This is a genomic window from Psychrobacter pocilloporae, from assembly GCF_029872915.1.
In the GTDB taxonomy this organism is placed as follows: domain Bacteria; phylum Pseudomonadota; class Gammaproteobacteria; order Pseudomonadales; family Moraxellaceae; genus Psychrobacter; species Psychrobacter pacificensis.
Map to the genome: position 1 here is coordinate 1,905,732 of NZ_PGFT01000001.1, position 21,792 is coordinate 1,927,523.

The following is a 21,792-nucleotide window of genomic DNA, read 5'->3' on the forward strand; positions in this document are numbered from 1 at the left end:
AGATAGTTTTTCGATAATTTAAAGATTGAAGTGTAGGATTGTATTTGAGTATGGCTCTCTACACTAAGATTTGGCATGGGTCAAAAACTTCAGAACTCGATCGGCAAGGTTACCGTAGGGCGGTGCCAAAAACTTTAAGCTTGAAAAGCTAGCTTGATAAAATACAGGTCGCATCTTTGAGAAGTTTAAAAATCCTTCGTAACCGTGATAATGGCCCATACCGCTAGCGCCAACTCCGCCAAACGGCAAGTCATGTTGACCGACATGAAATAAAGCATCATTTACCGATACGCCGCCAGACATCACGTTATTGATATAAAAGTTAACTAGAGCTTTATCTTGGCTAAACGGATAAAAGGCTAACGGACGATCGCGCTGAGCGATGTAAGTGACGACCTCTTCAGGCTGAAGATAAGTCTTAACCATCAGAATCGGACCAAAGGTCTCTCTAGTATCAATTTCCATCTCATCAGTACTATCAAAAATCAAAGTCAGTGGAAATTTACGCGCTGAGCTATCTGCTTGTTGATTATTTAAGTTGATGACTGTAGCGCCCTTATTTTCTGCTTCCTCCACACAGTGGCACAAACGCTGAAAGGCGCGATCATCAATAATTGAGGTATAGTCTTTATGATGAATATCAGGGACATGCTTTCCTACCCACTCACTAGCCGCTTGGATAAAGTGATCTTTTTGTGACTTATGTACAAATAAATAATCGATAGTGGTACAGATTTGCCCAGCATTGAATTGTTTGACGAACATGAGGCGCTCAACTGCTTTTGTCAAAGGATAATTGGGATCAATGACCGCAGGTGATTTACCGCCTAGCTCTAAAGTGACTGCTGTTAAATTCTCTGCCGCCGCTGCCATAACCTTTTTGCCTGTAGCGCCAGAACCGGTAAATATAAGATGATCAAAAGGTAGCTTAGAGAAAGCAACACCTACCCCGCCCGTTTCGTCAAAAATCTGTAGTTTTTCAGGTTCGAAATACTGCGGAATCAGTTGAATCAATAAAGCAGCTAAGTGACGCGAGTTCTCCGATAGTTTGACCATTGCTTTATTGCCAGCAGCAAAAACGGCTGAAAGCTGAGAAAATAGTAAATTAATAGGAAAATTCCATGGCACTATTAAGCCAACAACGCCTAAAGGTTGCGGGATCAGGCGATTTTTTGCACCAAAGTACATGCTCAAGTCCACTTTGCGCTTTTGTACCTTGGTCCATTTTTTTAAATGTTTAATACTGCTATTAATGTCATCTGTTGCCGTAATAATTTCAGCTAGCAAAGTCTCATGTCTTGAACGATTACCATAGTCCTGATTGACGGCTTCAATTAATGCTTCACGGTGATCATTAATAATTGCCTTTAAACTTAATAAATGCGCTTTTCTGACTGCAATGCTTTCGATACCTTCTATAGTTGCATAGTTCTTTTGCTGTTGTAGGCAATCGTGTAATTGACTTTCTAGGTCAATAGAATCGAAGTTGGCTTTCATAAAAACTTCCTTTTACAGCCGGTATGAGGTTGATTCAATGAGGTTTTAATGGATAAGTTGAATCTTTATTCATTTACTGTAGCAAAACCTACTTATCACTTCTTGACATTTTAGGACAAAAAATTGATTATATAGGACATTAAATTAACTACTTGAGACAAAATAGAGGGTGATATGGGTAGCTACATCAGAGCGGCAGGTCTAAACGGTTTTGAAGAATTGGTTCGCAGCTATGGAAAAGACCCTACAAATATCTTTGATAGGATAGGCTTAATACCTTCTGTGATACGCGAACCAAATTCTCTGATTGATCATGATAAATATATTAATTTATTAGAGCTGGCAGCGATTGTCTGTAACGAGGAATGTTTTGGTTTAAAGCTTGGCGCCAAGCAGAGTATCCAGACGATAGGGTTGATTGGCGTCTACATGTCTAAACAAACTGACATAGCCAAAGCATTACTTGTGGCACAAAAATATATTTATAGTCATGCTGAAAGTTTTGTTTTCCAGATCAATGAGGTCTCTGATAAATTATGCGAGCTTGATGTAGTGCGTCAAAATACACAGAACATAGATAGAGCACAGAAATCACAGCTATCTATATGCTTAATTTATAATATTTTAAAAGATTTAATTGGTCCAAAATGGCGTCCAGAAAAAGTAAGATTAAAACAAAATCCATCACCTCAATCAAAAAAGTTATTAACCCAAGTATTAGGATGCCCGGTCGAGTTCAATACCAAAAAGAATGCGATATATTTTTCTACTGTTTATTTAAGCTACAAACCGCACTACTTTGAAGATAATTTGGTGAATCAACTGATTGTGCAACAGCTAGAAAATGAAAACAGTACCTGTACTCATGATGATATATTTTTGATAGAAAGCTCTATGAAGATGCTACTAGCTACTGCTGATTGTAGTATGGCAAATGTTGCGTTATGCGTAGGACAGCATCCCAAAAAAGTCCAACGTCAACTGAAAAACGAAGGGACTACTTACAGAGACTTATTAGAGGAAGTGCGAAAAAAGGAAGCAGTGCGAATTATTAATACTGGCGACGTCAGCCTAACGGACGTGGCTTTTCAGCTGGGTTATGCTGAGCTGTCTGTTTTTAGCCGACAATTCAAAAGCTGGTTTGGTATTACGCCAACAGAATGGAAGGACAGCTCCAAGGTATTAGTAACATAGTTAATTATGGTTTAACTACCCATATGCGCTCCTAACTTAGTTGACCACTAGAGTTATGCCTGTTTTAATACATTAGCGATTTGGTTTTCGCTAAAACATGTCTTTTTCATAGGTGAATCATACTGCTAGCTTAGCAGTTAATCTCTATTTCTAGCTTCTATTATTTATATAGTGCATAGGGCTGGACTATGAAACTTAATTTTCTTATGTGACGCTATTAATGTCGAATTTTGATATAAGACGTTTTAGGTCTCAATCCCTGCCAAACACATAAAGAGACTCTAGCATACGAATGTACATACAAATCATCCTTAATAGGATTGACAAGTTTTTGCCTAACCTTAATTTTATTATTTTTCGTCATTTTTATAAAAATAGTGAATATAATTTATGTTATCCAGTAATAACGTAGGTGTTAAACGCTTTAGCGTTGTGGTGCTTAAAATTGGAGAATAGCTACTAGTTTTAGATATTTCAGATTATTTTAAGCACAAAAAAACTTCTTAAAGCCACAATTGATATGGCTTTAAGAGGTCATTATTTTTTAGAATTTTACTAGATGATGAGCTCAAAGATGGGGTCTTGGGGTTTGGGTTTTTACTTTATTATTTTTGTTCTTAACCTCTTAAGCTCTGAAACCGACTAATAGCCTTAACTACTAAAAACGGGGATATGCATTAGGAATTCAAATTCGATTGGCAACCGTTCATCGGTTAGAAAAATAATCAGTATTTCAGACGCTATAATCAACTCATCAGCAAGGCTATCATTTACTTTGTCTGAAATTAAAAACCATAAAAGGATATAGTCATGAAGCTCAAAAAAACACTGATGGTTACTCCATTGTTATTACTTTCTATTAATGCTATTGCCGGCATGGGTGATATTAATGGTAACACCAAATGCACCATCGTTGACTCTATTAGTAAGAAGAAGGTTATTGCAAAGTCTTGTACTTACGATGGTGCAGTAGGAGGGAGCATGAGTTATGCCATTAGCCAACTAAATTTTAAACTGCCTAATGGTAGTACTTATCGTACCGTCAATAATGCTACGTTTGATTTTGATAAAAATGGAAACGTCCAAAATTTAAAAAAAAGTATCTCTGAGCTATGCTGAAGAAACCGTACAACTAAACTTGGTAAACTAAGCACAATTATAGGAGTTTACCATGACCAAGAAATTAAGAACCTACAGTAACGAATTTAAAGCTGAAGCTGTCAAGAAGATAGCAGATAATAATGGCAATATCTCAGCTACTGCAAAGCAGTTAGGTATTGCCATGCAAACGCTATCAAACTGGCATAACAAAGCCAATCAAGGCAAGCTTGTTGGCACAGAGCAATATGATCCTGACCTTATGAGTGCTCTTCAAGAAATAAAGCAGCTCAAGCGTCAGCTCAAAGTGGCTGAAGAGGAGCGCGAGATTCTAAAAAAGGCGACCGCGTACTTCGCGAAAAACAGCCCGTAAAGTACGCTTTTATCAAAGACAATCGTCAGATATTTAGCACCACTACTATGTGCCGTGTATTAAGCGTTAAGCCCTCAAGCTACTACGATTGGCTAAGTCGTGACATCAGCGAACAGCAGGTACACCGCAATCAGTGCGAGCTACTAGTTAAAGCCGCTCACAGTGAAATGAAAGAACGTTATGGCGTAGATCGATTGCATGCTCATCTAAGCAAACAAGGCCACAACATTAGCCTGTATATGGTAAGAAGCATCAAAGAGGAACACGGCATCAAATGCCGTCGTCATAAGCGCTTTAAAGTCACTACTGACTCAAACCACAACAAGCTGGTCTATGACAATGTTTTAGATCAGAGGTTTGACGCTAAGCGTCCTAACGAAGCATGGGTCAGCGACATTACCTATATCTGGACTGCTGAGGGCTGGTTATATTTAGCTGGAGTGAAAGATTTATACACCAAAGAGCTTGTCGGCTACGCTATCAATAAGCGCATGACCGCTGATTTAGTATGCCGTGCACTCAATATGGCAATCAAGAACAAACGACCTACTCAAGGACTGATTGTTCATTCAGATAGAGGTAGCCAATATTGTAGCCATGCGTACCATAAGATTATCGAGCAGCATAAGTTTACAGGCTCAATGAGCGGCAAAGGTAATTGCTATGACAACGCACCTATAGAAAGCTTCTGGGGCGTCTTGAAGAATGAACTAGTATATCATCAAGATTATAAAACGAGGTTTGCAGCCATTAGCGATATCATTGGGTATATTGAGCTGTATTATAATCAGACTAGGATTCAAAAGGGCTTGGGCTATCGAGCGCCAAGACAGGTGTGGTTTGACTACTATCGTCAGGCTGCGTAATTAAAATCTCCCAAGTTTGGTTCTACGGATTTGACAGCATGGGTCACTCAGTCAATGGTAAAGCAGCTGAAATAATAAATTTACATCATAAGACATTTAAAAAAATTTCTGATAAAGAAATAGAAAGTCGCTATGAAAAGAAAAGTCCTAATTTTTCTGATGTTTTACAATGTTTCAAGTACATCAAAAAAGACACTGCTTTCTGCGTACCTTATGAATTTATTAGCAGCATCTCCTAATAATTATTCGGCTATAATGCGTTCTTTACTCTCTACTTTAACTACCTATATTTATCTACTGGAGCACTTATGAAATCCGTATCTATAACTTCTTTGGCCTTATTAACGACTGCATCTTTACTATCTACTATTACTCTAGCTGCTCCTAACTCTTCTAAAAGTGTCAGCAGCTATAAAAGTAATGATATGGTCCATGTATTTGGTTGGATGGAAGATGCTTGTTCTGGTGAAAAACCGCCTTATAAAAAGATTGCTGCTAAAGGCACAGCATTTATAGAGAGTATTAGAGGTCAAAAGGCCTCTGGAGACTTTGTAAAGCCGAAGGCGAAATGGTTATCAGAATATCGAAATATGATAAAAGATGTAAAAATGAAGAAAGGTGAACCATACACTGAATATCGGGTTATTTTTAACAAAGGCGTTACCTATCGCGGTCAGCCTCTAGAGGAGTATAAATTCAGTTTTATACCTGAGTCATCAGGTGGTGAAAATGTTTTAAAGTTTGCACCGACTGCGACTATACCTACCATTATGCCGAACTTTCAAACTCGAACCATGGAATACTGGGGTGAGATGGAAAAAAGAGGGGCTACTTACAACCCTAAAAATAAAACCGTCACCTGTGAGTTTTGGTAAATAGATTTTTTGAGTAGTGACTTCTGCTGTCAAATCCGTAGACATTAGCTTGAGAGATTATAATTTTAAAAAATTTTGATCTGATGTTTATTTTTATTAAAGTATAGTTTTAAAACTAACATCGATAGCGAAGAATGGTTCAATGCTAGAGTGTAGTCGATACACTCTAAAAATGTCATAGCGCTACTGGGATGAATTTTGCGCAGCCTCTAGGAACGCAGCACGCAAGTAAAATTTATACCAGTAGCGCGTTTAAATCCATAACAGTTTTACATTCAGCTAACTATAGATCAAATATTAATTTAAACTATACCTTAGCAGATGGCACGTACCCCAAAACCATGGTGTTCAAAATATTAATAACATCTCCATATACCATTAATTTATTTACTCTGATAAGTCTAAAAACCCCTACATACTATTACTTGTATAGCATAGAAGGCTGAGGTATGAAATCCACTTTTCTCAGGTGATGTTGTTAATATTGGGGTTTGCTTTGATACAGATCGACTGTACCTTTCTCACCCTCAGAATGATTCATTTCCATTTCAGGATATAGTCGTCTAGTCAGCTCATAAATCTCATCCTCTGCCTTCATCCCTCGCTTATCAGGGTTTGGATAAGCCGCAGCAGTAAGTATCAATCGGGGTAGCTCTAAGTGATGAGAAAACATCCTTGCAAGCTCTTTTCTTAAAAAATCAAGCCAAAACGACACCGTCTGTGCAGGCGTGTGTGGATCTGGCGTACTATAAGTAAATAAATCTGCGTTAAGACAGTAGTCCATGCGAAAAGCAACCGCCATACGATCATGCAACCACTGCAAAGTTCTATGATCAAAACTATTCAGCTCATCTCGCAAGTCACTAAGTTCTGTACGGACATCAACCACCCTTTCGGCATGGCGATGCTTATCGATAGCAAAGTCAATGATGATTCGTAATGCTTCTCCGTAGCTGTCATGCTGGATCATTCCTATACGAATAGAATCTCCTTGAAACTCAGTACCCACTATCATCGTTAATCCCTGTTGATAAACTTGTAGCGTATTAAATTAATAAGCAATAAAACACTATATCCACCCTATTTTTCAGAACACTTAAGCCTTCAAATACGATAAGATAGCGCTATAATTGCACATTAGCCTACTTTTTTATATTAGTAAATCATCTATAGAGACAACCATGGCATTCAACCAAACCCAGTTTTTTGAAGATTTAGAAAAATTAACCACTAAAGTCATTGATAAGAATAAGAAAGAAGACTTTATCTTTGATTTCCTAACGCTGCTAGATGTCTCAAAATCTACTATTACATCACTCAAAAAAAATGACGGTCGTTTTAACGTCGCAGCCAATCCTGAAGCTGGCGAGGTTGCCAATAAGCAGCGCATTTACTTTAAGCCTATCGATGCAGGCCAAGACCTTGCTAAAGCGCTAAGTGAGGTGGTAAGCAGCCCAATTATTAGTCAGCACAAAATCCGCATGGTGATGGTGACAGACTTCAACACCGTACTGATTAACGATACTAAATATGATGAGACGCTCGACTGCGACTTTGCTGATCTCTATAAAAACTACCACTTCCTATTGCCACTTGCCGGCCTAGAGCGTGCTCGTGAGTACTCAGAGCATCCGGCTGATGTACAAGCGTCTGAAAAGATGGGGCGGTTGTTTGACCATATTCGTAAGCTCAACGAGTTTAATACTGCTGATGACTTGCATGCGCTCAATATATTCTTAACGCGACTACTATTCTGCTTTTATGCCGAAGATACGGGTATCTTTAAGCCAGATCAGTTCCATGATGTGATCGATGGCACTACCAATATAGATGGTAGCGATGTCGATAGCGTCTTGTATGAGCTGTTTGACATTCTCAACTTACCTGAGTCTAGCGCTGAGCGCGATACCAAGCCCACCCATCTAAGCGCCTTCCCATACGTCAACGGTAGCTTATTTGAATATCCCTTTGCCATCCCGGAGTTTGATGCACGTACCCGCCGTATCTTGTTAGAGTGTGCACGTTTGAGCTGGGCCGAGATTAACCCTGATATTTTCGGCTCCATGTTTCAGGCAGTCATTGACCCTGAGCAACGTGGCAGCTTAGGTCAGCATTACACTAGCGTTAGCAATATTATGAAGGTGATTCAGCCATTATTTTTAGATGAGCTACATGAAGAGCTAGACGCGGTGAGAGCATTAAGTTATGACAATCGCCACAAGAATAACAAAGCCGAGCGTTTAGATGCCCTACTTAAGCGTATCAGCCAAATCAAAGTATTTGACCCAGCGTGTGGATCAGGGAACTTTTTGATCATTGCTTATAAAGAGTTACGCAAACTAGAGATCGATATATTAAAGGCACAACGCGATTTACTAGGCTCTAATGACAATCTATTAGGTCTAGGCTTTGATAGTGTGGTCAGCTTGGATAATCTATACGGTATCGAGTATGACGACTTTGCCAGTCAAATAGCGCGTCTCTCACTCTGGCTCGCTGAACATCAAATGAATGTGCTATTCGAGCAAGAGTTCGGTGCATCTCAGCCAATGCTGCCGCTTAAAGACAGTGGGCACATCGTTTATGGCAATAGCTTACGTGTCGATTGGAATGAGGTCTGTCCAAATAATAGTACTGATGAGATTTATATTATTGGGAATCCACCGTTTGGGGGCACAACCAATAGAACTGACGAACAAGCTGAAGACATGAAAATTGTTTTTGGAAAAAAAGTTCTTAAATATTTAGATTATGTGTCCTCTTGGTTTTGGAAAGGTTCACAGTATATTGCTAACTCTAATGCCGAGCTTGCTTTGGTATCTACTAACTCAATTGCTCAAGGTGAGCAAGTAGCCATGCTATTCCCTGATATTTTCAAATTAGGTATCCATATTCGCTTTGCTTATCAAACGTTCCCTTGGACTAACAATGCTAAGCACAATGCGGCTGTACATGTGATTATTATTGGTCTTTCTACTCAAGGTCGCAAAAATAAAACAATATATAAGCTTGTTAATAAATCATGGCATAGTGAGAAAGTAGAAAATATTAGCCCATATCTCGTATCAGGAAGCAATATTACTGTAGAGGCGTTAAGAAAACCCATTCAGCCAAGAACTAAAATGATATTCGGTAATAAACCTACTGATGGTGGATTTTTATATCTAGATGAAAGTGAGAAAAGTAATTTTGAGTTCAACGAACCATCTTCAAAACAATATATAAAACAAATTTTAGGAGCAAAAGAATTTTTACATAGCCAGCAAAGGTGGTGCTTATGGTTCGAGGGTGCTGACTTAAAAAGTCTGGTTAAATATCCTTTAATCAAAGAAAGATTAGATGGAGTGAAAAACTTAAGAGAAAATAGCGATGCAGAATCAACTAGGGATTATGCCAAATATCCACATTTATTTCGACAAATAGCTCAACCTAAAGAAGGCAACTATATTCTTGTACCTAGGGTTTCCTCAGAACGTCGTAAATACGTACCAATGGGTTTCTTTGACCATACAATAATATCATCAGATGCTAATCAAATGATCCCTAATGGCACGCTATTTGATTTTGGCATTTTAAACTCTCTTTCTCATAATGATTGGATGCGATTGGTTGCTGGTCGCCTAAAAAGTGATTACCGATACTCTGGGACTATCATATACAACACCTTCCCCTTCCCTGACGCCACAGACGATCAGAAACAGCATATTGAAACCTTAGCAGAAGAAATCTTACTCGCTCGCGCTAACAATGCTGGCATGACTCTCGCAGAGTTATATGACCCTGATAAGATGCCTGACGACTTAAAGCAAGCGCATAGCACGCTCGATGATGCGGTGGACAAGCTGTATCGTCCGCAAGGCTTTGCCAATACTGAAGAGCGCTTGGCACATTTGCTGGCACGCTATGAGCAGCTTATCGAAGCAGAAAAACAGAGCAAAGCTAAAAAGAAGGCCCAAAAGAAAAATAAGTAGCGTCCTTTAGTATTTATGCAAAACAACTTTAAACCCTTTATAAAGAGCGTTTTATTATGATTTCCAAAATATTACCAAGTGCAGCAATTGCTGCCCTACTCGTGTTTTCTGCGGGTCAAGCAACAGCTGCATCGCAAAGTGATCTTATATCGCTAAAAGGCAAAAACGGTCAAGACCTTCCTGAAGGCGATATGTTTATATTGTTTGCATGGATGGAAGATGGCTGTATCGGTGATGGTCCTATTTATAGCTCTATCAATGAACATCATAATAAATTCATTGATAGATCGATGAAAATGAAGACCCTTGCAGAACCGAATGCAAATGATGAGATTTATGAGTTTTCTATAACTCCGCGCTCTCAATGGGCCCCTGGTTATAGCCCGCTGATGAAGGATATTAGCATTCATACTAATTATGAATATACTGAATACCATATTAAATTTGCAGATGGTGTCAAATACCGAGAACAACCTATAACAGAGTATCAGTATAAGTTTAGACCTGAGTCAGAAGGTGGTGCACACGTCCTGAAGTTTGCTAAAAATGCAGACATGCAAAGCGTGTGGAAGCATTTCAAAACACGTCAGACATCAGACTATATGAGTGACGGTTTGTATGATTCAAAAGCTAGGTTTGACCGTAATGATAATACGATAACTTGTGTCTACTAACTTCACACTATTGCTATGACAAATGAGCTTTATTGTTACGACGCTACAGCCTTACAAGCATCTCTACCTATAATGAATCTACTATGACTGCCACTGTTAATATCCTAAATCAAAATTACGCCCGCACGGGTCAAAGTAAACAGAACAACGAGCTTGGCATGCGTGAAATGCAGGCGCGTGCATTTGAGAAGCGTCATAGCCAGTATTTGCTTATTAAGTCGCCGCCTGCCTCTGGTAAGTCACGTGCCATGATGTTCTTAGCGTTAGACAAGCTCATCAACCAGGGTGTCAAAAAGGTCGTTATTGCCGTCCCAGAGATGAGTATTGGCAAGTCCTTTAAATCAACAGCGCTCAGTGACTATGGGTTTTTTGCTGATTGGGAAGTGGCCGATCGTTATAACTTATGCTTAAGTCTCGCCCAAAGTGATACGCGCAAGACTGCGATATTCTCAGAGTTTATTACCCAAGATGTAGATGACAGCGCCCTACCCCAAGTATTAATCTGCACCCATCATAGCTTTCGATATGGTTTTGACAAAGTGATTGAAGATGGCGGCAGTATTGAGCTATTTAACGATGTGCTGATCGGTATTGATGAGTTCCATCACGTGTCAGCGGATGACTCTAATCGCTTGGGCGCGATACTAGATGGCATTATGACGCAGACTAGCGCGCATATTGTGGCAATGACGGGCTCATATTTCCGTGGCGATTCAGTGCCCATCTTGTCAGATAGTGACGAAGAGAAGTTCGATAAAGTAACTTACACCTATTACGAACAGCTGAATGGTTATGAATACTTAAAGTCACTGGGACTCGGCTATCACTTTTATAAAAAATCATTTTTTGATGCCTTAGATGAATGCTTGGATACCAGCAAAAAAACTATTATCCATATCCCGAACGTCAATAGCTTAACTGCTGAGACAGACAAGTATGAAACTGTTGGCCGCATTATCGACATCATAGGTGAGGTTGAGTCTCGCGATGAAGAGACTGGGGTCATCACCGTACGCGCACATGACGGTAAGCAATTGCTACTCGCAGACCTAGTGACTGATGACGCTATGCGGGCGAACACTCAGGCTTATTTAGCTGATATTACCTCTCGCGATCAGATGGATATCATTATTGCTCTTGGCATGGCAAAAGAAGGCTTTGACTGGGAGTATTGTGAACACGTATTGACCATTGGCTATCGAGGCTCTCTGACCGAGGTGGTGCAGATTATTGGCCGTTCAACACGAGATAGCGCGGGCAAACACCATGCTCAATTTACCAATCTAATCGCTGAGCCAGAAGCGGATAAGTCGACTGTGACAAGCTCTGTCAATGACTTATTAAAAGCCATTACTCTATCGCTACTGATGGAGCAAGTGCTCAAACCTAACATCAACTTTAAACGCCGCAGTGAGCTGAATATATTAGGCAAGGCCGACTTGCCGGCAGGTACCATCGTCATTGACGATACAGTAAACCCTCCCTCCGATCGAGTCATGAAGATACTCAACCAAGACCGTGATGAGATATTGGCGCAGTTAGCCCAAAATACAGAGAACATAAAAAAGTATATCGCTGCTGAGACCAATAACGTAGAAACAGAAGCCGTATCAGATTCCGTCATCCCTAGTATTATTCGTAGTAAGTATCCAGCGCTAGACACTGATGAGGTACGGCAAGTACAAGAAGGTGTCATGCAGTATATGGCTATTAACCGCCAAGGTGGCGTGGTTGAAGGTAAGGATATTCCTGAGGATGCGGTCATCGAAAATGAGCGTTTTTTTATTAAGCAAGGCACTGAATATGTCGATATCGCCACTCTAAACGCTGAACGGAAAGGTCAGCTCAATGAAAGTGACATTATTAAAGAGCGCCACCTGCCAGCTGATGCAAAAATTTATAACCCCAAAACTCAATCAAGCAGTAGCAACGACTCGAACCCTAGCAACGGTTTTGTGAAGGTGGGCAGTAAGTTCGTCAATGTAAACAACCTTCCCATTGACCTTGTGAAATCAGTCAACCCCTTTCATGATGCGTATGAAGTTCTCTCTAGGACAGTGGACAAAGAAGTATTGCAAACAATCAATGACGTCGTCTATGCCAGCCGCTCTACTGTTACTGAGGAAGAAGCGGTTCTGATGTGGCCAAAGATCGTTGCATTTATGAAAGATAAAAATCGTCAACCTAATAAAAACTCAGAGGACGCTATCGAGCGACGTATGGCTGAGGTTATCACTTATGTCAGAAACCAAAAAGCCAAGCGAGAAGCCAATAGTCATGATTAAACTCGATGAGATCTATCAAAGTCGTGAGTACAAAACGCTAGACGATATTTTTATCAATGACAGTACTGGTCTACTTGATGATATTAAGCCTACTACCAAAAGCGCAGATACTAATAGTGTTTTAGCGCAGCAGTTTGACACTATCAACCTTTTTATCGATCAACAGGGACACGTGCCTAGTAGCAGTGCCAATGATATTAATGAAAAGATACAAGCTCGCCTGTTAGCGACCATACAAACCAACCACGCAAACTCGCAAGAACTGCTAGCTTTAGATAAGCATGGTTTACTAACTGCTCAAAGTACGGCGTCTACCCTGTCTGACGACAAACCGACACTCTCAGACAAAAGCGTGAGCAATAAGGAGAATAAGGAGGATGGGTCTGAAAACGCAATCAGCGCTAGCACTAAAGAAGCTGAACCGGTAACCGAGGCTGTTAGCGAGCTACCTGTTATTAATAGTCTAGATGATATTTTCAACAGTGATGACCTAGGACTTTTTGACAATATTCACTCTGAAATCTTAGTCAATGACCATCAGAGCAATACACGTGCCAGCTACGATCAATATAATGACGAAGATATAGCCAGCCGGTTCGAATGTAAGGACTTTTATAAATTTGAAGCAACCTTTGAGCGCATATCTAAAGCCATTCAAACGGGTGCTTTTACTAAAACTAACTTTTCATCAGTGAAAGATATCAATATTGGCAGCGTATTTGTTTTAAACGGCATGCTTTGCTATGTGGCTAATATTTATAAAGCAGAGGCCAGAAAGAATACCCGTAGCCAAGAGAGATTACGCTTAATATTCTCTAATGGTACAGAGTCCAATATGCTCACACATTCATTGGCTACTGCTCAATATAAATACGAAAACAGCTACCAGTTATTAATCACTGATCCTGACTGGATGGACGATGAGCTCGCCAAAAACTTTGGGGACGAGCGACAACTTACCGGTGTCATTTATGTTGCTAAGCTGGCTGAGACCCCAAGTGATTTAGCGCACTATAAACATCTGCACAAAATTGGCTTCTCAACCCTTACAGGAGAAGCGCGTACTAAACACTCGATTAGGGATACCGCTTTCTTGCAACAGCCCGTAGATATCATAGCTGAATGGCAAGTCTATGATGCCAATGCTCGTAGTGTGGAAAGGGTCTTGCATGCCTTCTTCTATGATCAAAGAGTCAAAGTATCTTCAAAAGCAGCAGATAATAATCTTTACAAGGCGACAGAGTGGTTCAATGTTCCCCTTGATGAGATTGAAAAAGCCATTAACTTAGTTATCGCCGGGGACATTAAAAACTATCGCATGGATGGTGCGGCTGGCAAGGTGGTTATGAAGTGATGGGCGCTTGCAGCATTAACTTATATCCATATGTTTAAAAGTTATCAGATGTGATTACCTATAATATTACGGGTCTATAAATAGTATTTATAGAAATACTGATTATCAACCACAATATGAAAATACTATGGTGATAATTCATCTAAGCCTGTTTATATAAAGCTAGCACTACAACTTGCTAATCATAATATTTGTCAGGTGGCTTTGTGAAAATCGGGGTTTGATAATAATAAAAATAGACTGACAAGCATATTTGCCATATTAAATAAATTTGGGGTTAATTTCCTCTATCCGATAAGGAGTCTATTGTGAGTTTTCAAGGCCTATCTGCTAAGTATCGGCGCTTATATCAAGAGCATGCAGGATGGCGATTGATGCGAGCAGACAATGCACCGCACATAATGGCGTTTATCTCTGATCTATTCAGTGAACGTAGCGAAGTGCCCTATAACCGAGCTAAATTACTATTAGAGGCGCAAATTGAACACAGTCGTAATCTTGGTATTTGGGAAACCCAAACCAACGCTACTACTTACCTTAATCAATGGATAGCTCAGGGCTGGCTTCGTGAACTTGATGATCTATTGACCAAAACTGATGCAACAGAAATGGTGATACGCTTTTGTCATGGGCTAGAAGAACGTAGTATTGGTGTCAGTGCCTCACACTTGCGTATCGTACAAGAAGCTGTTCGAGATTTTGTGGTCGTTACCAATGAAGATACTGATAGCCGAGTTAAGTTACTTGAAGAAAAAAAAGCAGCCATTCAGCGTCAAATAGACGATTTGCAGGCAGGTGTGGTACATACGTTGAGCGACAATGAACAGCGTGAATATATCCGTGAAATATACCAGCTTGCGTCACAACTCACCGGTGATTTTAGGTTATTAGAAGAACAAATACGTAAGCTTGATAAAGACGTTCGCATACAGATGATCGACGACGCTACTTCAAGAGGCAATCTGCTAAATGAAGTTATGAAACAAGAAAATGTGTTATCAGAGACCGAAGCTGGCAGTGCTTTTGAAGGGTTTTTTCAACTATTATGTGATTACAACCGTGTCACAGAGTTTCGTGAGCAATTGCAGTATGTCTTACAAACACCTGCAGCAAAGCATTTAAGCTTACATCAACGTCAGTTTTTAGCGGATTTGATAGCAGAACTGAGCCGTGAGAGCGAAAGAGTACTTCGCATTCGCAGACGTACCGAACAAGAATTAAGAGCCTATATTGAAAGCGGCGCAATGAGCGAAAACCGTACCGTAGGCAAACTCATCAACAAGCTTGAGCAGTTGGCGGTAACCTTACGTAATGAAGAGTGCAACTTAAAATCAAACACCTCATTGTCATTGTCTGTGGGTAAGATTGAGTTGTCATCTCCAGACTCAATCAGACTAAAACAACCCGATGAGCGGCTACAAATGGGCCTCACAACACCTCATATTAATAGCCGTGAGCCAAGCGTCAAGATGCTTGCGAGTCTAAACTCAGTTAAAGTGCAAGAAGTGGCCATAAAAGTAAAGTCTATGCTCATGCAAAACAGTCCACAAACCATTTCTCAGCTTATTCATCAACTACCCATTAGTGAAGGGCTTGAAGAATTAGTTGCTTACATTCGTATTGCCCGTGCTGTAAAAGCTACTGAGCTTGCATCAGTGGAGGAAGTTATCATTAATGACAATCAAGGCAATATGTTACGTGCCAGCATACCAACAATGCTACTAACGCCTTCTTTATTCCCTGAAAATATTGAAGACTTATCGCTGTAACCATACCTTCTAATAAGACTAATTATAAAAGACTAATGACAACGGACTGAATATAGAGGATTAGAATGAGTGTATCCAATCATTTTTTTGACATGGTCATTGGTACCAACAGTGACACTGCCGTTAGTAGTAATCACGATAAGAAATCTACATCAGCGAGTAAGAACGAAACTATTAGTCCTGATAGCGAAAGTGTTAACGATGAGTCTGCGATTAAAAATACTATGCTAGACCCTATGCCTGGCGATGCCAGTCGCGTCTTAGTACATATCATGCGCCATGGGGTTATTTTTCATGCGCAAAAACCTAATTTATATCATTCATTATGCCGATATCAGTCGATGATTCAGCGCCATTTGTCTGAGGTCTACTTAACCTTAGTTTTAGATGAGCGGCAAGGTATCGCTTTTATTGCTCGTTCTGATAGTGAGACTGCAGGCAACAGCCAAGATAGCTTTGATTCAGCAAGTACAAGCCACCCTAAAGACCTGTTAGCAGATGAGCTTATAGATAGTAATGATGATGAGCACACTCATTCGCTGATTAGCAAACGCACACTGAGCTTATATGACACCTTGATATTGTTAATGTTGCGAAAATATTATCAAGAGCGCGAAACCAGTGGCGAACAAAAAATCATCATCGACATTGAACGCCTGTCATCGCTACTCATCCCTTTTTTACCATTAACTGATCATACCAGCCGAGATCTTAAAAAATTGAGCGCGCGACTCAAAGAGCTTAGCCGTCGCCATTTATTAAGTAGCATTCGCGGCAATGATGATCGTTACGAGATAACGCCTTTGATTCGTTATGTGGTCAGTGCTGATTTTTTAGAGAGTATGCTGGGTGAATATCTGCGCTTGGCACAAGGTACAACAAATACAGAATTAGAGTCACCTACTTTTGAAAATGACGATTTCGAAGATAAAAAATATTCTCAAGATGACTCCTTAAACAATCAATCTACAAACAAAGTAAAATCCGAAAAAACTTCCAATAATCAATCTATAGATAATCAGTCCGATTTATTTGGCGAATGAGGATGAATATAATGCAACAATCATCAAATGACGCGACTCTGAACATCACGCCACTTAGCCAAATACGCTTAGCCAAACTGTCTGTATTTAATTGGGGGTCATTCCATGGGTTACATACGGCAAATATCGACGTGGAAGGAACCCTCATCACAGGAGATAATGGCTCAGGAAAGTCCACCTTAATTGATGGATTAATGGCACTGCTCATGCCTGCTGGTAGAGCGACTTTTAATGTCGCAGCAGCACAAAATGACAAAAGTGACCGCTCACTAATCAGCTACATGCGTGGCAGTTTTGGCTCAGCGCACGATGGTATCAACACTAAGGTAAAAAGTAAGCGCGATAAAGGTGTTATTACAGGACTATCTGCTGAATATCTCAGTGACGATGGTCAAAAAATGACTTTATTGGCACTATTTTGGACGACTGTCGCTAGTAACTCGTTAAGTGATGTGAAAAGACTGTATGTCGTCGCTCAAAAACAGTTGCCACTGTCAGAGGTCTTAGATCAGTTTGCTCAAGGCAATGTCCGTAAATTAAAACAATGGTTAAGCATGCAGCCAGAAGTAACTTGCTGTGATGATAATTTTGGCGACTATCAAGAGCTGTACCGACGCATGCTCTATATGGACAACCCAAACGCGCCGGCCCTTCTCTCGCGAGCGCTGGGTCTAAAAAAGATTGATGACTTAACTGAGCTGATTCGTACGCTGGTACTTGAGCCAAGTGGCGTTCGTGATGACGCCAAAGAGATTGTGAAAGAATTCGGTGACTTGGTTGCCATTCATACTCGCCTGCAAGATGCCAAAGAGCAAGTTACCCACCTTGAACGCTTACCAAAGCTTGCTGATGATATCGTAAAAACACAATTAGTTATTAATGACACTTCTAAGCAAAAACAAGCGCTGCCGATCTATTTTGCTCAGTGCTACGCCAAACTATATCAGCAAAAGCAACAGCAGTTGTCACAACAGCTAGAGCAATTAGAGCGCGATCTTGCGCAAATCGAACAACAAGAGCGTGATGCTACTGAAACAGTAAACCGCTGCCGTGATGAATATATGAACCTCGGCGGCAATCGCATTGATAGCCTAAAAAAAGACATCCAAGCTACTAAAGATACCCTTAACCGCACCAATGCGAACGCCTCTCGTTACCAAATACTATGCCGTAACCTAAGTATTAAAACCACTTTAGATGAGCAGACTTTTCACAGCAATATTACTCAAGCCAATAATATTCAAGAGCATCTCGCTGAGCAAGAAGCAGACCGTGAACGTGAATTTGGTGACTGCGCCATTGCTTTAAATGAAACTGAGGAACACCATCGAGAGCTATCAAATGAGATTGAAGCACTTAAAAGCCAACCTAACTCAAATATTCCACCGAAGTTTAACCAACTAAAAGACGCAATTTCCCGTAGTTTAGGCATTGATCCTAATACACTCATGTATATCGGTGAATTGGTCGATATAGAAGAAGATGAACAAGATTGGCAAGGCGCTATCGAGCGAGCACTTGGAGGATTAAAAACCACATTACTTGTACCAAAAGAGTATTACTCGCTTGTTACTAAATGGCTTAATAGCCAGCACACAGGATTACATGTCCGTGTACAAGTAGTATTGGATAATCAACAAGCTAAGAGCCATACTGCATTTAAAGCTGACGGTTTTTTATGTAAGCTAAAATGGCGTACTCACTCTTATCGTGACTGGCTCAAAACATTTTTATCTCGTTATGATTTGCTGTGTGTGGCTAACACCGAACAGCTCGACCGCACTGCTTTTTCAATGACTCGGCAAGGATTAATTCATAAAGAAAAAGGCCGCTTTGATAAAAAAGACTTGCAGAGTATTAATGATAGGCGTCATTGGCAACTGGGCTTTAGCAACAAAAACAAGCTCGCATTGCTGCAAGTAGAAATAGAGCAGCTCAAAACAAAGCTGCAAGAAGATAGTAAACACTGGAAAGATGCACGCGCAGCCATGCGTAGTGTCAGTGAACAAATATCCTCATGGAAGAAGTTAGAGGAATTTGAATGGTCACAAATCAATGTACCGTATTGGCAACAAAGACTGGAGCATGAGGAACATGAGCTAAGCGCTATTGAAAACGCCCAAGGCGATTTAAAACAAGCTAAAGTACGCTTTGATAATGCTGAAGAAGCTTTATCTAAAGTCGCTCAAGATAAAAAAGAGAAGGTGCGTCAAAACGGTGCAAAAGAGCAAGAGTTATCATCTGTGCAAAAGGAGCTTGATAGATCTAAGAGATTAGCTGAAGTAGAGTTAGATGAGCAGGTAAAACAGCAGCTAAAGGCGTTGGTTGGTAATATCGAGCTTGACAATTCTAGCTATCAAACGCAAATAACCAAACAGCTTGAAGAAAAAATAAACGAAAACCAAAGTAGGCTCAACAAATATACTCATACAGCTATCGGCATTATGAGTAGCTATAAATCAAAACCACAATGGCAGGCTTATACGGTTGAATGGGAAACAGGGCTGAATGGTATGGATGACTATATCGCCCATTTGAACCAATTAAGCAATGAGGGATTACCTGAGTTACTGGATGAATTTAAAAAACGCTTAAACAAACATGCCACTCAATCGCTGGCACGTCTAAGTAATCACTTATCTATGGTGCATGACGATATTCGTCGGCGTATTGGACATATCAATGAGGTATTAAAGAAAACTGAGTTTAGGCAAGACTCTCATCTTAAGCTCAGTTTAAAACGTGAAAACTTCTTGCATGTACAAACCTTTAACCAAAAACTCAATCAGGCCCTCTCTGCGGTGAACGACGATAACCATACAAGAAGGTTTTACCTACTTAAAGAGGTCATCGACATATTGGATAAAGCTACTAGCTCCACTTCGAGTACTACCCTTGAAAGTTTACGTTTATTAGACCCTCGCTATCAGCTGGCATTTTTTGCTGAAGAAATTGATAACGATACACAAGAGGTCTTGGACGTGCTCAGCTCATCAAGTGGCAAATCGGGCGGCGAAAAAGAATCTTTTGCGGGTATGATTGTTGCAGCAAGCCTCGCTTATGTGTTAACGCCCGATGGCTGTGATATGCCAATATATAGTACTGTGTTTCTGGACGAAGCTTTTTCAAATACTGCCGAACAAGTTAGTCGCCGCGTACTAAAAGTATTCAAAAAGCTAAACATTCATGTCAACTTAATCACCCCATTTAAGAACCTAAATTTGGCACGTGAATCTGCCAGAAGCTTACTGATTGCTGAGCGTAACCAAGAACATCATGAAAGCCGATTATGCGAAGTTACTTGGAAAGAAGTGGATAACATCCTGGCAAAGAATAAGCTTGAACAGTTCTCCCAAGACAACCAAGAAATTGCAGAATTAGGTATTGAGCTTCATGACTAAAGAGATGATAACTACAGAAACACCAAATTGGGGTTTGATGCCTGCAGCCGTCATCACACAACTAAAAAAGCGAGAGTGGGACAATCTACCACGCCTTAAAGCCCGTTTAAAAAATGAAAGAGCCTTCCCTATTGTCATAAGCCTAAAGCCTCCCAAAACAGGTAATGAATTACTCAACCATACACTGCATTTCCACGAATTTGTGCAAGCGTGGCGTAATTTTGCTTTCGCTGATATGGTGCAATGGCAGCATAATAGCTTTCGACATTTTTCTGAACAGACCCTTCCTATCACTTTAACTATTCCTAATATTCAAGCACTGTCTGAAATATTAGGCGCATCGGCACGCCAGCAGCTTAAAGACTGGCAAAAAAAACTAAGCTACCTTCATACCGAAATCGCTAAAGGCATGACAATGTCATCTGCTAACAGTACAAATAAGATTGCAGATAGCTGGCATGAGAATTTATTTTTTGCTCTCATTGATATGTTAGAAGTTGTTGATAACTTGAGTGCTGATGATCTAAAGTTACTGGTCGCGCTTATACCGCAATTAAAAAAAGGAATGGGTGCCGGGCTATACTTGCGCGCTTTGCCAGTATGTTACGTTGATACCAAGTTTATAGAAACCTATCACAAGCTTATCGAGACCTTATTGGAAGCTTTTTATCCTGGGCAAATCAAAGAACAAGGCTTAGCTTATTGGCTCGGATGCTTGGATAAGCCTAAAGGCTGGTTAATGGTACGACCTTTGTGCCCTGATACAAGATATGCTTTATCTGGCTTGCCTATTTTAAGATTACCGATACATGTTCTACATAGCCAAGCGCTGCCTGCTAAACATATTTTAGTCGTAGAAAATGAGCAATCTTGCTTAGCACTCCCAGAAACAGAAAACACGATTGCAGTTGCAGGGGGTGGTAAAAATATTAATTGGATGAATGCTGGCTGGTTACAGAAAAAGACAGTAGCGTACTGGGGCGATATTGACTCTGAAGGTTTAATGATATTAAGCCGCGCCAGAGAATACTGTCCAAAGTTGACCGCTATCATGATGGACGACCAAACGATAAAACAGTTTATCAATCGTATGGTAGATGAGCCGGACTCTATAAATCATGAGCCAACACACTTAACTCATGACGAGTTAACATTATTTACAGAATTGCGCCGAGGAATATATGGCTTTAAGAGATTAGAGCAAGAAAGACTTCCAAGCGAATATATTAAACAAACATTGGAAAAGTGGCTCGATAAGCCTACCCCATACTCTTTATAATTGCTATTTAGCTTAAAAGATCGATTATTTGAGATTTCGCTATGATTGATAATATCTTTCAGCTAATTTATATCCTTATCGTAGTTATGTCTCGAAATACCTAGCCCCTAATA

The 21,792-nt window shown here is 40.2% G+C and carries 15 protein-coding genes; 13 read left to right on the plus strand and 2 right to left on the minus strand.

Features of this window, described 5'->3' with window-relative positions:
* Positions 1–63: 63 nt before the first annotated feature.
* Positions 64–1,497, minus strand: coding sequence for a coniferyl aldehyde dehydrogenase (locus tag CUR83_RS08115; protein WP_284719419.1), 1,434 nt, complete (start codon positions 1,495–1,497; stop codon positions 64–66).
* A gap of 174 nt (positions 1,498–1,671) precedes the next feature.
* On the opposite strand from CUR83_RS08115, the gene CUR83_RS08120 reads away from it, so the two are divergent.
* The 5 genes from CUR83_RS08120 (at position 1,672) to CUR83_RS08140 (ending at position 5,903) form a co-directional block, all read left to right on the plus strand.
* Complete coding sequence (locus CUR83_RS08120) at positions 1,672–2,691, plus strand: AraC family transcriptional regulator (protein ID WP_252962493.1); 1,020 nt, start codon at positions 1,672–1,674, stop codon at positions 2,689–2,691.
* Positions 2,692–3,501: 810 nt separating this feature from the next.
* Entirely contained in the window at positions 3,502–3,810 is a 309-nt protein-coding gene (locus tag CUR83_RS08125; RefSeq protein WP_284719420.1) for a hypothetical protein, read from the plus strand.
* A gap of 52 nt (positions 3,811–3,862) precedes the next feature.
* A protein-coding gene (locus CUR83_RS08130; protein ID WP_284719421.1) for an IS3 family transposase occupies positions 3,863–5,028 on the plus strand; the annotation gives its coding sequence in 2 pieces (ribosomal slippage) (positions 3,863–4,121 and positions 4,121–5,028; 1,167 coding nt in all).
* Between the two features lie 38 nt (positions 5,029–5,066).
* Entirely contained in the window at positions 5,067–5,267 is a 201-nt protein-coding gene (locus CUR83_RS08135) for a hypothetical protein (RefSeq protein ID WP_284719422.1), read from the plus strand.
* A gap of 69 nt (positions 5,268–5,336) precedes the next feature.
* Positions 5,337–5,903, plus strand: coding sequence for a hypothetical protein (locus CUR83_RS08140; protein WP_284719423.1), 567 nt, complete (start codon positions 5,337–5,339; stop codon positions 5,901–5,903).
* 478 nt (positions 5,904–6,381) lie between these two features.
* Here CUR83_RS08140 and CUR83_RS08145 read toward each other — a convergent pair whose 3' ends face one another.
* On the minus strand, positions 6,382–6,918 hold the full coding sequence (locus CUR83_RS08145) for a hypothetical protein (protein WP_223334636.1): 537 nt from the start codon (positions 6,916–6,918) through the stop codon (positions 6,382–6,384).
* A gap of 166 nt (positions 6,919–7,084) precedes the next feature.
* On the opposite strand from CUR83_RS08145, the gene CUR83_RS08150 reads away from it, so the two are divergent.
* From CUR83_RS08150 to CUR83_RS08185, 8 genes are all read left to right on the plus strand, one after another.
* Complete coding sequence (locus tag CUR83_RS08150; protein ID WP_284719424.1) at positions 7,085–9,874, plus strand: class I SAM-dependent DNA methyltransferase; 2,790 nt, start codon at positions 7,085–7,087, stop codon at positions 9,872–9,874.
* A gap of 56 nt (positions 9,875–9,930) precedes the next feature.
* Positions 9,931–10,548 carry a hypothetical protein gene (locus CUR83_RS08155; protein ID WP_284719425.1) on the plus strand — a complete coding sequence of 206 codons (618 nt, stop codon included), beginning with the start codon at positions 9,931–9,933 and terminating at the stop codon, positions 10,546–10,548.
* 83 nt (positions 10,549–10,631) lie between these two features.
* Positions 10,632–12,833 carry a DEAD/DEAH box helicase gene (locus tag CUR83_RS08160; RefSeq protein WP_284719426.1) on the plus strand — a complete coding sequence of 734 codons (2,202 nt, stop codon included), beginning with the start codon at positions 10,632–10,634 and terminating at the stop codon, positions 12,831–12,833.
* Positions 12,787–14,187: a GIY-YIG nuclease family protein gene (locus CUR83_RS08165; RefSeq protein WP_223334644.1), complete on the plus strand. Its 1,401-nt coding sequence runs from the start codon at positions 12,787–12,789 to the stop codon at positions 14,185–14,187. Before CUR83_RS08160 ends, CUR83_RS08165 begins: the two co-directional genes overlap by 47 nt.
* Before the next feature lie 308 nt (positions 14,188–14,495).
* The gene (locus CUR83_RS08170; RefSeq protein ID WP_284719427.1) at positions 14,496–15,956 is read left to right on the plus strand and encodes a DUF3375 family protein; all 1,461 of its coding nucleotides are present in this window, start codon (positions 14,496–14,498) and stop codon (positions 15,954–15,956) included.
* Between the two features lie 65 nt (positions 15,957–16,021).
* Complete coding sequence (locus CUR83_RS08175) at positions 16,022–16,999, plus strand: DUF4194 domain-containing protein (RefSeq protein WP_284719428.1); 978 nt, start codon at positions 16,022–16,024, stop codon at positions 16,997–16,999.
* Between the two features lie 11 nt (positions 17,000–17,010).
* Positions 17,011–20,400 (plus strand): ATP-binding protein, encoded by a 3,390-nt coding sequence (locus CUR83_RS08180; RefSeq protein ID WP_071001766.1) that lies wholly within the window; start codon positions 17,011–17,013, stop codon positions 20,398–20,400.
* Positions 20,393–21,679, plus strand: a complete 1,287-nt coding sequence (locus tag CUR83_RS08185; protein WP_284719429.1) for a Wadjet anti-phage system protein JetD domain-containing protein — start codon at positions 20,393–20,395, stop codon at positions 21,677–21,679. The genes CUR83_RS08180 and CUR83_RS08185 overlap by 8 nt, the downstream gene beginning before the upstream one ends.
* The last annotated feature ends 113 nt before the right edge of the window (positions 21,680–21,792 follow it).